11 protein-coding genes and 2 pseudogenes are annotated in these 13,942 nt (G+C 35.1%); 7 read left to right on the top strand and 6 right to left on the bottom strand.

The genetic code is table 11. From position 1 onward, the window contains the following. The first annotated feature begins 349 nt into the window (after positions 1 to 349). The 3 genes and pseudogenes from JCM14209_RS07390 to JCM14209_RS09460 all read left to right on the top strand — a co-directional run bounded on the left by JCM14209_RS07390 (position 350) and on the right by JCM14209_RS09460 (position 4,814). Positions 350 to 1,195, top strand: a complete 846-nt coding sequence (locus tag JCM14209_RS07390) for a PRD domain-containing protein (RefSeq protein ID WP_025022860.1) — start codon at positions 350 to 352, stop codon at positions 1,193 to 1,195. Positions 1,196 to 1,454: 259 nt separating this feature from the next. Continuing rightward, positions 1,455 to 3,425: a beta-glucoside-specific PTS transporter subunit IIABC gene (locus JCM14209_RS07385; RefSeq protein WP_025022859.1), complete on the top strand. Its 1,971-nt coding sequence runs from the start codon at positions 1,455 to 1,457 to the stop codon at positions 3,423 to 3,425. A gap of 148 nt (positions 3,426 to 3,573) precedes the next feature. Next, positions 3,574 to 4,814, top strand: a pseudogene (locus JCM14209_RS09460) (chloride channel protein). Between the two features lie 108 nt (positions 4,815 to 4,922). On the opposite strand, the pseudogene JCM14209_RS09455 reads toward JCM14209_RS09460, so the two are convergent. Together JCM14209_RS09455 and JCM14209_RS07370 are read right to left on the bottom strand one after the other, a co-directional pair. After that, positions 4,923 to 5,902 (bottom strand): annotated as a pseudogene (locus JCM14209_RS09455) (asparaginase). 30 nt (positions 5,903 to 5,932) lie between these two features. Next, positions 5,933 to 6,793 carry a patatin-like phospholipase family protein gene (locus JCM14209_RS07370; protein WP_025022858.1) on the bottom strand — a complete coding sequence of 287 codons (861 nt, stop codon included), beginning with the start codon at positions 6,791 to 6,793 and terminating at the stop codon, positions 5,933 to 5,935. A 259-nt stretch (positions 6,794 to 7,052) separates the two neighbouring features. Between JCM14209_RS07370 and wsfD the strand changes: the two genes are divergently transcribed. Both wsfD and JCM14209_RS07360 read left to right on the top strand, forming a co-directional pair. Beyond that, complete coding sequence (gene wsfD, locus JCM14209_RS07365) at positions 7,053 to 7,907, top strand: glycan biosynthesis hexose transferase WsfD (RefSeq protein ID WP_025022857.1); 855 nt, start codon at positions 7,053 to 7,055, stop codon at positions 7,905 to 7,907. A 50-nt stretch (positions 7,908 to 7,957) separates the two neighbouring features. Beyond that, positions 7,958 to 8,623, top strand: a complete 666-nt coding sequence (locus JCM14209_RS07360) for a histidine phosphatase family protein (RefSeq protein ID WP_025022856.1) — start codon at positions 7,958 to 7,960, stop codon at positions 8,621 to 8,623. A 61-nt stretch (positions 8,624 to 8,684) separates the two neighbouring features. Here JCM14209_RS07360 and JCM14209_RS07355 read toward each other — a convergent pair whose 3' ends face one another. The 3 genes from JCM14209_RS07355 to JCM14209_RS07345 all read right to left on the bottom strand — a co-directional run bounded on the left by JCM14209_RS07355 (position 8,685) and on the right by JCM14209_RS07345 (position 10,479). Further along, on the bottom strand, positions 8,685 to 9,146 hold the full coding sequence (locus JCM14209_RS07355) for a hypothetical protein (protein WP_025022855.1): 462 nt from the start codon (positions 9,144 to 9,146) through the stop codon (positions 8,685 to 8,687). 45 nt (positions 9,147 to 9,191) lie between these two features. Continuing rightward, positions 9,192 to 9,695, bottom strand: coding sequence for a DapH/DapD/GlmU-related protein (locus JCM14209_RS09450; protein WP_025022854.1), 504 nt, complete (start codon positions 9,693 to 9,695; stop codon positions 9,192 to 9,194). Between the two features lie 79 nt (positions 9,696 to 9,774). Next, entirely contained in the window at positions 9,775 to 10,479 is a 705-nt protein-coding gene (locus JCM14209_RS07345; RefSeq protein ID WP_025022853.1) for a helix-turn-helix domain-containing protein, read from the bottom strand. Between the two features lie 168 nt (positions 10,480 to 10,647). On the opposite strand from JCM14209_RS07345, the gene JCM14209_RS07340 reads away from it, so the two are divergent. Further along, entirely contained in the window at positions 10,648 to 10,983 is a 336-nt protein-coding gene (locus JCM14209_RS07340; protein WP_025022852.1) for a hypothetical protein, read from the top strand. A 120-nt stretch (positions 10,984 to 11,103) separates the two neighbouring features. Further along, the gene (locus tag JCM14209_RS09445) at positions 11,104 to 12,393 is read left to right on the top strand and encodes a hemolysin family protein (protein ID WP_225349698.1); all 1,290 of its coding nucleotides are present in this window, start codon (positions 11,104 to 11,106) and stop codon (positions 12,391 to 12,393) included. 96 nt (positions 12,394 to 12,489) lie between these two features. On the opposite strand, the gene xerS is transcribed toward JCM14209_RS09445, so the two are convergent. Beyond that, a complete protein-coding gene (xerS, locus tag JCM14209_RS07330) occupies positions 12,490 to 13,587 on the bottom strand; it encodes a tyrosine recombinase XerS (protein WP_025022851.1) in 1,098 nt (365 codons plus the stop codon). Positions 13,588 to 13,942: the final 355 nt, after the last annotated feature.

The raw sequence follows: 13,942 nt of genomic DNA, 5'->3' as shown, positions 1-13,942 counted from the left end.
CTTTTTTTACGTCCAAAACATGCTGATGACTCTAAAAGCTGCAAGGAATTAATCAGTCATACAAGACATAAAGGTATTCATCATGAATCAAGAAAGCTAAATTGTCGAAACTCAAGGTGTTGTTAAAACAAAAGCGCAAGAACAACCAGCATAACCAGCTTATAAATAGAGAATGAATTAAATATTTTGAACATGAAGTTGTTAAAGTCGATATAATTAAGTGCTAACTTTTGAAGTTCTTTAAACATTTCTAATGTAAACCATAAAAAATAGTGGTATATGTATATGTAGATTAATAATGCTATAATAGATTAAAGTAACTATAACTAGGGAAAGGTAAGCGGAAATTTTGGAATTTGTAAAAAGTTTTAATAACAATGTGGCGCTCGTATTAGACGATGAGCAAAAAGAATGGATTGTTATCGGTAAAGGAATCGGTTTTGGAATGAAATTAGGCAGTCAGATTGATGAAACCAAAGTCGAGCGTCGTTTTTTAGCGGCCGACCAAATGAATCAAGTAATTTCACGGCTGCAAGAATTTAAAACTCAATCACTCGAATTAACAAGTTCGATTACAAAGATGGTTGAAAAAGAGCTTAAGTTTGAATTCAGTCCCAAAGATTATCTCTCATTAGCTGACCATATTGACTTTGCATTAACCCGCGCGCATGAAGGTATTGAACTTTCTTCGCAATCAATTAAATGGGAGACCAAAAAGCTTTATCCGCATGAATTTGCTTTAGCGAAAAAAGCACTGGCTGAAATTGAACAAACAGCAGGGATTCCCTTACCAGATAGCGAAATTTTTTTAATGACGTATCATTTCGTCAATGCGCAAGCTAAAGAAAGCAAGCTCCAAGAAACCATTCAAATTACAAATCTCATTGCCGATACCATGAAAATCGTTAATCTAGATTATCCGCAATTAGATCGTGAATCGTTTAACTACGGCCGTTTTGTCGGACATTTACGCGCGATGTTTATTCGTAAGCTTAAAGATCAAGCTAATGATGAAACGCCCTTAGATAAGGCCCTACTTGAAGTTATGATCGGCAAATATCCTAAAGAATATGCGACCGTCAAGAAACTCAGTGAATTTTTAAAAACCAAAAAAGCAATTGCGATTACGCCAGACGATGAAGTTTATCTGCTTTTACATATCGTGAGGGTAACTAATCGCCAAGAAGCTGAATAGATAAACCTAAAAGTTAGTAGAAACGCTAACTTTTTTATTTTTCATTAAATTTAAAAAGTCTATTGACAACGCTTTCTGTAAGCGGTATCATAAACTTGTAAATAAGATAATAAACACGTAATCAATTTAGGTGTGTTACTAGTTAGACTAGGCATTAACCAGAAGATTACAGCAAGAAGGTTATCAGTTTTGGTAACCGGTGGGCCTTGCTGTAGCTTCTGGTTTTTTTATTAGATTGATTAAGGAAGGAAGAAACATTATGGCTTATGAAGAATTAGCTAAGAAGATTGTCGCCGGCGTCGGTGGCAAGGATAATGTCGTTAGTGTGGTTCACTGTACAACTCGTTTAAGATTTAAGCTTAAAGATGAAAGTATCGCACATGACGATGAATTAAAAAATACAGAAGGCATTGTAACGGTGGTTAAATCAGCGGGACAATATCAAGTCGTTATCGGAAACGAAGTCGCTGATGTCTATGATCAAGTTGTTAAAGTCGGGGGCTTTTCTGGAGAAGGACGTGTCGATGATGATTATCAAGATACTGCAAACATGTCATTATTAGACCGTTTCATCGATTTAATTTCTGGAATTTTCACGCCAATGCTTGGACCTTTGTGTGCGGCTGGGATGATCAAAGGGCTAACAGCCATGATGGCTTCTTTTGGTTGGTTAGCTAAAACATCAGGTACATATCAAATCCTTTATGCAATTGGGGATGGATTCTTTTATTTCCTACCAATTGTTTTAGCAATTACCTCAGCCAAGAAATTTAAAGTTGATAAGTTTATCGCAATTTCAATTGCTTCTGCCTTGGTATATCCAAGTATTGTCGCAATTAATGATAGTAAGAATGTTTTATATACTTTATTTAAAGGAACATTCATTCAATCACCCGTACATATTACATTCTTGAAGTTACCAGTTATCATGATGAACTATTCATCAACCGTTATTCCGATCATTTTAGCTGTTTGGTTTGCTTCAAAGGTGCAACCAGCCGTTAAGAAAGTCATCCCAACTGTGGTCCAAACTTTCTTAGTTCCATTTATCACATTGATAATCGTAGTTCCCGTAACATTCTTAGTTATCGGACCAATCGCAACTTGGTTAGGAAATGGTTTAGCCGCTTTAACTCAAGCAATCTACAACTTCAGTCCAGTCTTAGCCGGACTTGTAATGGGGGCATTATGGCAAGTCTTTGTTATCTTCGGAATTCACTGGGGCTTTGTTGCCGTATTTATGTCTAACGTTGCTTCCCAAGGATGGGATAACGTTTTAGCCTTATCATTAGCCGCTTCATTTGCGCAAACAGGGGTTGTTTTAGCCATTTTATTCCAAACAAAGAATCCAAAGACAAAAGGGCTTGCATTACCAGCATTTATCTCAGGCATCTTTGGGGTTACTGAACCCGCAATTTACGGAATTACCTTACCAAGAAAACGTCCATTTGTAATTTCATGTATTGCATCAGCTATCGGGGCAATCTTTATTGCTTTAGGTAAAGTTAAATTATTCATGATGGGTGGAATGGGGGTCTTTGTTCTTCCAGCCGCAATTAACCCTAAATCAGGAATGAATAATACAATGTACTGGCTTATTTCTGGAATGTTCGTTGGATTTGTTTTAGGATTCATCTTACAACTCTTATTCGGTAAGAAATCAGTTGACGAACAAGACGCTCACGTTGTCGCAAACGCAGTTCAACAAACAGCTAAAGAAGCAACTGACATCAAGCAAAACGCTGCAACTCAAGTTAAACAAGAAAAACAATATAATCAAGCAACCCAATTAGTAAGCCCATTAAATGGATCAGCCATGCCATTATCAGAAGTTAAAGATGAAGTCTTTGCTTCTGGGGCAATGGGTAAAGGCTTGGCAATCGAACCAAGCGAAGGGATTTTACGTGCACCTGCAGACGGTCAAATCGCCTTAGTATTTAAGACTGGCCACGCTGTAGGGATGACAACTAAAGATGGCGCCGAAATCTTGATGCACATCGGAATGGATACTGTCAGTCTTGAGGGTAAAGGATTTAAGACCTTAGTTCAAAAAGACCAAGCAGTTAAAGCCGGTGATCCACTAGTTGAATTTGATATTCAAGCAATTAAAGCTACAGGACTAGAAGTCACAACACCAATCATCATTACTAACACTGCTAGTTACCATGATGTTCAAATGATTGCTGATGGGGATGTTAAAGTCGGAGATGCAATTCTCAAATTAAGCTAGTTAGTGGTTGATCTAAACATCTAAACTAGTATTTAAATGGGGAAATACTAGTTTAATAACAAAGGTAGGTTATTTATGACCTGCCTTTTTGTGTTGCAGGCGAATGTGGTAAAATAAATGGTATGTCATTATTAGAAAGGAAAAAAGCATGTTAGCACAAATTAAAAAGCAAGATTTTACTTTAGCTTTCTATACTGTTCTTCTAGGAATTTTTGCTGGGATTGTTGCTTTAGTATTAGGGAAATTTTTAGACATCATTGAAAAGTTGTTTTTAGGTTTCCACGAAACAAATACAGTTCCAGTTGCGATTCACACAAGTGGATTACATCGCTTCTTATCCGTATCAATTGCGGGGATTATTGTTGCGATTGTTTGGTACTTTTTACGTAATAAGTATAAATTAGTGGGAATCAAGGGGGCTTTAGAAGGTAAAAAGATGCCATTTAGTGGGACAATTATTCATGCGCTCACGCAAATTTTTTACGTTAGTTCAGGGGGTTCAGTTGGGCGTGAATTAGCACCACGTGAAGTCGGGGCCATGCTCGCGCAACTCGCTACTAATTTTAAGTCCAACAAATTTTTTGAATTAGATGAAGAAGATCGCAAGTTACTCATCACCGCAGCCGCCGGTGCTAGTTTTGCGGGAGTATATATCTCGCCGTTAACGGGAACGATGTTTTGTTTAGAAATGTTATACAAGAAATTCAACGCTAAAACTGCTAGTGTTGCGTTAACAATGTCTTCTATCGCAACGCTTCTAGGTTCAATCGAAAAAGGGTTTACCCCTTATTATGTAACCAATCACACCAACTTTGATGTGAAATTCATCCCCTTTGTCATTATCGTAGCTCCCATCATGGGATAATCGGCTCTTATGCGCGCCGTTTAATTCAAGGAGCAACCATGGCAAGAGCTGCTGATCGCAAAATCTTATTTGCCTTGCCAATCGCTGCAATTACCACGGGGGCAATCGCCTCATTTTTCCCACAAATCATGGGTAACGGACGTGGTTTAGCCCAAATGGCTTTTGATGTGAACCATATTGATAAAACAATTATCTTCTGGCTATTATTTGGAGCGGTAGCGAAAATCTTCGTGACTATCTTTGGGTTATGGGCTGGAGCTTTTGGAGGAACGTTAGCACCTTCAATTGGAGCTGGAGCAAGTTTAGGGACGGTGTTGGGGATGATTTACACGATATTTGTCCCAACTGCCAGCTTGCAAGACTGTGCCTTGCTAGGAGCGGTCGCATTTTTAACTGCTACTCAAAGAGCACCAATGATGGCATTTTTCATGATGTTTGAAATTTGTCATCTAGGCTTTGATGCAATTTTACCGTTAGCTTTAGGAGTTGCCTTATCAATTGCATTTGCCAAAGAAATGAAATAATTAACTTAGGACCAATCAAGATATTTTTACAAAATGCAGAAATATCTTGATTGGTCCTATATTTGTATACAAAAAAACAAGCTCCAAAATTTTGAGCTTGCTTTTATCTTAACTAATTGCATTATCAACGAAATGAGCGAGTTCTTGTCCACTAAGACCAGCACTTAAACCAACGAGTAGTTTAATTCTGGCTTTTTGGCCGTTTAAGCCGCGACAAAAAGTAACGCCCATTTTCTTGAGTTGAACGCCACCGCCTTCATAATCGTATACGTCTTCAGCAACACCGTTGAAGCAACGCGATACAAGAACAACGGGGATATTTTTATCGATAATTTTTTGTAAATTCTCTAGTACACGAGGGGGTAAATTACCTGCACCCAAAGCTTCAATAACCAAACCATTCGCATGACTTGCATCAGAAGCAATGAATTCGAGTAATTCAGCATCCATGCCGGCATAACTCTTCAGTAAATAAACATGATCAATTACATGATTGATTGGCAATGCGCGATGATTAAGTAATTCTTCAAAGAAAGTAACATTATTTTTAGAAACAATCCCGATTGGACCAAAAGTAGGTGTTCTAAAAGTCGATACGTTGGTTGTGTGTGTCTTGGTAACGTAACGGGCTGTATGAATTTCATCATTCATAACAACTAAAACACCTTTTCCATATGCTTGGTCGCTCGCAGCAGTCCGAATCGCTGTTTGAAAATTATGAAGTCCATCAGATCCGATTTCATTAGCCGAACGCATTGCGCCGGTTAAAACAATTGGGAAACGATGAGGGATAGTGATATCTAAGAAATATGCTGTTTCTTCAAGCGTATCAGTTCCATGAGTAATGACAACACCATCAAACTTTTCATCATGAGCCGTAAAATTCGTTGTTCTAATGCCAACATTTCCGTGGGGCCAACATGAGGCGAAGGAATATTAAAGATATCTTCCGTTACTAGTTCTAATTGCTGATCGAACGGATTATTAAATTGATTAAGTGGATTTGAAGCGTTAGGAGAAACGGCTCCGTTATCATCTTCTGACATGGAAATTGTTCCTCCTGTGTGGAGTACAAGAATCTTTTTCATATTAATCCTCCTTACTATAATAGCCTAACTTTATTGATTAATGTAGTTAACCATTGAATCCAAAGATGTTTCAAGATTTTTCTTACCTAAATTGTATAAATCTTGGAGTTTTTGTTGATTCTTTTCCAAACGGCTGACTTTAATAGGTTCATCTGGGGCGATTACAAAAATATCCTTAGATTTTTCAAGGGCTTCTAGTTCATCGCAAGTTTCATTGTATTTTACAGGACGGTTAATAGCGGCCCGTACAAAACTAGGGTAGTCTTTATAAGTTAATTCATAAATCTTCTTGGCTGCACGTCCAGTTAAACTCTTACGGTAATCACGGGGACGTGTCCTAACAACGACAATCTTATCGTAGCCCATCTTTTTAGCTACTTTATAAGGAATTGAATCAGCAATTCCACCATCAAGACAAAGGCCGCGATTTGTTAGAATTGGGTTGGAAATTAGTGGCATTGAAGAAGAAGCTTCAAGGGCCTTAATTAAATCATCGCCAACTTCAGGATTTTTAAAAGTTACCAAATTTCCAGTGGTTAAAGATGTAGCACAAATCACAAAATCTGTATCTGAACGCTTATAGGCTTCAGCATCAAAATTTTGCCAGTGTAAACCATGATCTTTAAACAAGAAATCCAGATTAATCACGCTTTCATTTTTTAAAGCATTGCTAACGGCGATATACTCTTTATCATTGCGGTACTTGGTATTAATACTAAATGAACGTTTGTATTGTTTAGCGATATAATTAACACCGTTTAATGAACCGGCTGATACACCAATTACTGCATCAAATTGAATGTCTTTATCCATCAAAGCATCGAGGACTCCTGAAGTATAAAGGCCTCGAAAAGCTCCACCTTCAAGAACTAAAGCTGCTTTATAATACATATAAATCGATCCTTTCCTGTTTAACAAGTAAAGTATATCATAAAATTAAATTTACGATAAAGTCAAAAACAAGCTATAAAAGTTAAAAAAATAATGATAAAAATTTGAGATAGGATTTAAAATATTATATACTAAAAATATCAGTTTAATGATAAAAAATTATATTTTAGATAAATGTTCGAAAGGTAATTCCTTAGTTAATCAGCATGTTTGCAATGTGCAATTATATTGAGGAAGCAACCTTATGTGAGGAATAATAATGAAGATAAAATCTTACTTCAATCGGATGACTCCATCCATGATTGTAGTAACTATCGTGGGGCTAATCGGGAGCATTTTGATTTTAAGTCCAAAAATGATGATGATTTACATCCCAAATAATGAGCAACTGAATTTAATGAAAGAAGCACAATTATATTACAAAGGTGATAGTAATAATATTCTTGAATATAGCAAATATATTTTGTCTGATAACCAATTAACAGAAAGACACTATTTTTTTACCGCCCAATTAGTTTTTTTGAAATTTGCGGTGATTTTCAATCAGTTACTATATAGTTCGACTGAATTTGATATCCGCTTTTTAGGAATGACGTATTTAGGGTTTTACTTATGCGGCTTATATTGGCTCACCAAAGTAGTATTTCCAAGAAATACCAAGCCTAAAAATCGCATTGAGGCCTTATTTTTAGGCTTGGTGGCAGCTCTTTTAGGAGGTTTGCGGTATTTTAATTCTTTTTATAATTTTCCGGTAACCTTGATCACCATAATATACATAACTGCCGCGTGTTTTAACTTGATTCGCTTAAATCGAGTGAAATTTGAAGGGATATTCATATCTCTGTTAATATCGACATCTTTGTTAGTTACAAATGATTTTAAAAACTGGTGGATGGCCGGAATATTTTTTATTTTATTGTGTGTAATTGTGTGGATGCGTTTAAGTGATGCCAAAAAACGGATGTATTTTATTGCCAGTGCATTTTTAATGATGATAATCAGTGGGTGGGCGACATATCATTTTAATAACCCGAAAAATTTAGCGGTACCCCAAAATAAAGTTCAACTTAAAAATAAGCTTTCAAAGCTTCCACCCAATAAAAATGACTTTTAGTCTTACTTAATGTAAGATAGAAAGAAACTGAGAATAAAGAGGGATAATTTATGGAATATTCAATTTATTTTGTGCGGCATGGGCAAACGATTCTTAACCGTTACAACCGTATGCAAGGATGGTGTGATTCGCCATTAACTGAAAAAGGAATCCAAGATGGTCACTTAGCTGGAAAAAGATTAGCTGAAATTAAGTTTGATCATGCCTTTCATAGCGATACTACGCGCGCAACTAAAACTTGCCAATACATATTAGAAGAAAATCAATTTGGTCAAAACCAAACCACAAGTACAGTACCTGAATTTAGAGAAGAAGGCTATGGTTACTTTGAAGGAGCTGATTCAGCGCAAGCATGGTATATGATTGGGGCTGCTCATGAATGCAAGAGCTTCAAGGAAATCATAAAAAACTACAGTATCGAAGCTGCTAAAGACTTCGCGAAAGAAGCTGATCCATTTCACGAAGCTGAAAATAATGAAGAATTCTGGGAACGAATTAATCGTGGTTTTGCACAATTACAATCAATTGCCAAAGATGGCGATAAGATGCTAGTCGTATCACACGGAACCACAATTAGAAGTATTGTTGGTAAATTTGGAAAAGAATTTGATATTACAGTCGGACCCCAAAATGGTTCGGTAACTAAATTAACCATTAAAGATGATGAAATTAAAGTAAATTACTATGGGCAAGTTGACTTAGATGCCCAATACTAAAACAAACCCACTAACTCAAAGGTTTTTAATCCAATGAGTTAGTGGGTTTGTTTTAATATTGCTATAAAAAGTCATCTGATTCCATCCAATATGGAGTATTCCAATCAGTTAGGGGAACGATGGGTTCGTTATTTTTGGTAAATAATGGAACTTCGCCATCAATTGCCCAAGCTTGAATTGTTTCTTCGGGATAACCAAGCAATTTAGCACAAGCAGCAATTGTGATTGCTTCGCGCTTATTATAAACCTCACTTAATTTATTTAAATGAGCGATCCGTGTTTTAGGATTAATCTGGCGTTGGTTATCAGCAGTAAGCGGAACAACTGGTTGATTATTTTCGTCAAGTAAGGGGATATTACCATCAATCGCCCATTTTTTTACGGTAGTGAGCGTATAACCAGTACCTTTAGCAGCTTGGATTAATGTATTATATTTTTCATCGTTAAATGCAGCACGTAAACGCATGATGTTTTGTTCGCGGCGTTCATTACTTGCATTTGCAAAATTATCCAATGTGCCCATAAAACCACTCCGTTTCATTTGTCTTTAGAATGATTTTAGCAAAATCTAAGAAGAATGCCTAGTTGAACTCGAAATTTTTTTAGCGGGATTACCAGCAAAGAAGCTAAAAGCAGGGACGTCACTGGTAACAACACTTCCAGCTCCAATTACCGCGTGTTCATGAATGGTAACCCCAGCTTGAATTGTGACGTGGCCGCCAATTTTGACATCATTTTCAATTTTGATAGGGGCACAAGCAATATTGCTTTTAGGATCTTCAATTAAAGTATTAAAGGTCACGTTTGGTCCAATAAACGTATTTTTACCAATTGAAATCGAAGCATAATCCTTAAAATCAACATCTAAATCGACAATGATATTATCAGCAAGACTAATGTTTGCACCCACCGAAAAGTCGATGGGACCATAAAAAGTAATATCTTGACCAATCTGCTTAAAAAGGGGGAAAAGTAAAAGTGGATTTAGCTCTTGGTTAAATTTTGTTTTTACGGCGGTTATTTTCGAATGATCTTGTTGATTAAAATTAGCTAAAAAAGAAATAAAATTCATAAAACCATCTCCAATCAATGCAACTATAATTTTTCTTTCTAAGTAAAAAATGCCTTCACTAAAACGTGAAAGGCATTTTTTACATTACTACAACACCAGGAATTGTAAAGTCATCTGACTCAGTAACAAGAATATCATCGTATTTATCATTTAGAGAAATTAACTTAGCTTGGTTATCTTCAAATGTAACTTTCTTTACATATGCATTACCGTTTAATTCGGCAATGATAATTTGATTATTACGAACTTCAAAACGTGATTTTACTTTTTTAACAAAAATTACTTCGCCATCACTAAATAGTGGCATCATTGAATCCCCAATTACTCGAACTGCAAAATCGTGTGCAGGTGGTTCGGCGTCTACTTCAATGCGTTCAGGAAGCTCTTCATGTAGCCATTGACCCGTTCCGGCAGATACTTCACCTAAGACAAAAGCATAGTAATGAGATTTTGATTCCTCACGCCGTTGTTCTTCAATTTGTTCATTCAAGTAGTCGAGTACTTTTTGTTGTCTTGGTAATTGGAGGGTATCAAAATTTTTAACCAAGGTAGCTTGGTTTTGAGTAGGTAATTCTTCGTTGAATAAATAATCTGCAGTCTTACCGAAATATTTGCAAATTCGATCAATCGTTTCTGGATTCATTGTCCGCGCACCAGTTTCATAGCGCGTAAGAGTCGTCGCTGTTCCGATACCAACTAAACTGGCAAATTGGGCAGCTGACATTCTTTGTTCTTTTCTTAAATTTCTAATTCTTTTTCCAATTTGTACATTTATATCTGTCATGTGTCTAATTCCTCATCTTTTGTATATACAAATTATACCACTATCAAACTTTTGTGTCCAATATGGAATTTATGAGTTGACAATTTTTATTTAAGGCAATAAAATATAATTCGTAAACCAAAAAGGTATGTAGTTTTGTTATTTAATAATGAAATGGAGTGTAAGTAGATGAGCAAAGAAGAATTTAAAAAACAAATAATAGATAATTTTGATTTACTAGTTGAATCATTTATCACTATCGCAATCATTGCATCATTTAGTATTATCAACCAACAAATTTGGATGTTAAACCTTGATTTAAACCAATTATTATTACTTATCGCTGTTATTGCATTAGAAGCTGCATCATATTTTATTGATAGTGGTCGATTTATCCATTATTTAATTTCAGTAATATATTTTCTTGTAATTGTTCAAAGTGGAATCAAGCCTATTAGTTTAGTAATTATTTTTATCGCAATTGAAATTGCCATTATGGCACAAAATAAGATAGTTGTTGAATAACGAGTTTGTCTGGGAAATAAAAAATTTCCCAGACTTTTTATTTCTCAAGATACAATCGTACGCTAGTTTATGGTATAATTAAGTTCAAAATTTATAAATTTATGGAGTGTGATGATTTCAATGCAGTCTGACATAGTTCAGCTTATATTAATCATTCTTATATTAGGAATTGCGACAATATTTACATTAGCAGAGTACTCATTAATAAAAGTACGCCCAACAGAATTAGAAGCAATGGAACAAACACGTAATGTTAAAGCTTCATTAAAACTACTAAGTAAGTTAACGGAATACTTATCAACTGCTCAAGTGGGGATTACCTTAACTTCTCTTATTTTAGGGTGGATTGGTGAAGAATACATTACTCATTTAATTCTAGAATCTGGATTACTACCAGTCCAATTAGCAAGTAAGTTAGCTCCTTTAATTGGGATTTTGCTATTCACATTTTTACATGCTGTCTTTACTGACTTAGTTCCAAAGAACATTGCGATTGATAAGCCAGTAAAAGTATTACTTGCAATTGTTGGTCCGCTTCAATTCTTCCATATTATCTTTTTCCCATTAGTTTGGATTTTTGATCGGGCCGCAATTGTGGTCACTAAAGCATTAGGTTTTAATGCTAAACCAGAAGAAGATATTTATTCTCAAAGCGAAATTATATCTTTATCTAAAGATGCCACTTTGGCTGGAGAGTTAGATCGTGAAGATTTCTTATATATGCAACGAGCATTTGATATGAATGATAAAGTTGCTGAAGATATCATGATTGATCGGACTTCAGTACAGTTCATAGATAGTAAGAGTACAGTTAAACAAGCGGCTGATTTATATTACCAAACAAAATATAGTCGTTTCCCTGTAATTCAATCTGGCGATAAAGACAATATTGTTGGGTATATTTACTCATATGATTTCACTAAGAAAGCTATGGAAAACCCTAATTTAACTGTTCGGAATATTTTACGTAATATTCCAGCGGTTTATGAAGGACAACCAATTGTTGAAATTTTAAGAATCATGATTAAACAACAAGTTCCAATCGTTTCTGTTTTAGACGAATTTGGTGGAACAGCGGGGATTATCACCGATAAAGATATTTACGATGAACTTTTTGGTAGTGTGCGTGATGAAACTGATCACGTTGCTGATGATCAAGTAACTAAAAATGAAGATGGTAGCTACATTGTTAGCGGAAAAATCACTTTATATGATTTCGAACGTTACTTTGAAACAGAAGTAGCCGAATTTGAGGAAAGTGAAGCCGTAACTTTAAATGGATATTTCTTAGAAAAATATCATGATAAGATTAAAGTTGATGAACCAACTGAAATTGAAGGCTTTACACTAACACCATTAGATTTTGAAAATGTCTACGTGAGCGAGTTTAAAGTAAACCGTTCAAAATAATATCAAAGATAATTAAAAAGCTTCTCAAATAATTTGGGAGGCTTTTTTAATGTCTTAACAATACAAAAACCGTTAAGTTTCAGAGCTTAACGGTTTCTATAAATTATTTAATGCATCTCGCGTTGCATCGTCATCTATGTGAGTATATAAGGTTGTCGTTGATGTTGAAGAGTGTCCTAATTGTTGCGCCGTCAAAACCAAGCTATTAGTTTGTTTATATAGCCGGGTTGCTAAAGTGTGGCGTAATTTGTGCGGTGTTACTCTGACTTTAAAGTTTTCCGAATATTTGGCAACCATCTTTTCAATGGCATTACCAGTTATTCGTTTAGCTTGCCCGCGACTTTTAGCGAGAAAGAAGGCTTTTTCGTACTTGTCAGGTTGGTAACGTTCTTGGCGAATATCACGATAACGTGCAAGATATTCCATTGCAAAAGCTGCAATTGTGACAGAATCTTTTTTTCCACCTTTACGCATTACAGAAACAGTATTCCGCTCAAAATTTAAATCTTCTAAATCAATTCCAACAGTTTCGGTTAAACGCAATCCTGCACCAAGCATAATTGCATTAATTGCAAGATCACGTTCCTTATTTTTATTAAAGTAACTCTTAGCATGAGCCGAGAGTTGAAGTTCATACTTAGAATCAATAAATTCTAAATATTCTTTTGATTCATTTCCTAGAAATAGTTTATCTTCAATTTCTTCAGCACGTGCTTTCAAAGTCTTTTTATCCGTTACATTTGTTAACTGACTCATGACGTTTTTGGAAATATAAGGGCGTTCATTAATATTAGCAGTACTAGTAGCTAAATAATCATAAATAACTTTAATGGCGCTAATGTATCCACGAATAGTTGAAATCGATAGGGTTTCTTTTGATTCAACTTGTGATCCGTCCTTATTCAATTGTTTTTTGTTATTTTTATAACGACTTTGTAAGTATGCTTTATATTGAGTGGTGTGAAGAGGGGTGATTTTTTCTAAATCAGCTGCTGTCACATCTTTCATTGATTCTTTATCGATGATTGCTTCTTGGATTGTCCAGTTAATAAAAGTACTAAATCCGTGGAGATATTCAAGAATTGTATTAGGTGAATATTGATCAGCAATCTTAGAATTGATAAAATCTTTGATGTATTCGGGGCATTCAGGCATCATTTCTCGAATCTTTTCATTAGCTTCGCTTCTTAACATTTATTTCATCCCTTTCTTGTATTATTCAACTTTATATTATAACAGTATATATTGTAAAGTTTATCCATAGGAATTATAACATAAAAAGAGGGGTGTTGTAAAGGAGTAAATGTTATGTTTTAAACTTTCATGTATATTACATGTAAACATTGAGCTATGATAATTGATAAATCACTCGTATCCACCAAACTATAATGTGAAATTTATAGAACATCAACATTTTTAATTATCATTAATTAACACTTAGCTTAACAAATTTATATCTAAATTTAGTCGCTGAAAAATTCTAGTATGTTTAAATCGGATAAATTAACAAAATATCAATCATAAATCTTTAATGATAATCGTAATAAAA

This window comes from Ligilactobacillus hayakitensis DSM 18933 = JCM 14209, assembly GCF_000615845.1.
GTDB lineage: Bacteria > Bacillota > Bacilli > Lactobacillales > Lactobacillaceae > Ligilactobacillus > Ligilactobacillus hayakitensis.
This window is presented reverse-complemented; position numbering and strand designations above follow the sequence as displayed.

Coding starts and splice junctions, on each gene's coding strand:
- JCM14209_RS07370 (WP_025022858.1), bottom strand. CDS start 6,793: ATGTATTATAAAGCAGCTTTAGTTCTTGAAGGTGGAGCTTTTCGAGGC.
- JCM14209_RS09445 (WP_225349698.1), top strand. CDS start 11,104: ATGCAGTCTGACATAGTTCAGCTTATATTAATCATTCTTATATTAGGA.
- JCM14209_RS09450 (WP_025022854.1), bottom strand. CDS start 9,695: ATGAATTTTATTTCTTTTTTAGCTAATTTTAATCAACAAGATCATTCG.
- JCM14209_RS07360 (WP_025022856.1), top strand. CDS start 7,958: ATGGAATATTCAATTTATTTTGTGCGGCATGGGCAAACGATTCTTAAC.
- JCM14209_RS07385 (WP_025022859.1), top strand. CDS start 1,455: ATGGCTTATGAAGAATTAGCTAAGAAGATTGTCGCCGGCGTCGGTGGC.
- JCM14209_RS07340 (WP_025022852.1), top strand. CDS start 10,648: ATGAGCAAAGAAGAATTTAAAAAACAAATAATAGATAATTTTGATTTA.
- JCM14209_RS07355 (WP_025022855.1), bottom strand. CDS start 9,146: ATGGGCACATTGGATAATTTTGCAAATGCAAGTAATGAACGCCGCGAA.
- xerS (WP_025022851.1), bottom strand. CDS start 13,587: ATGTTAAGAAGCGAAGCTAATGAAAAGATTCGAGAAATGATGCCTGAA.
- wsfD (WP_025022857.1), top strand. CDS start 7,053: ATGAAGATAAAATCTTACTTCAATCGGATGACTCCATCCATGATTGTA.
- JCM14209_RS07345 (WP_025022853.1), bottom strand. CDS start 10,479: ATGACAGATATAAATGTACAAATTGGAAAAAGAATTAGAAATTTAAGA.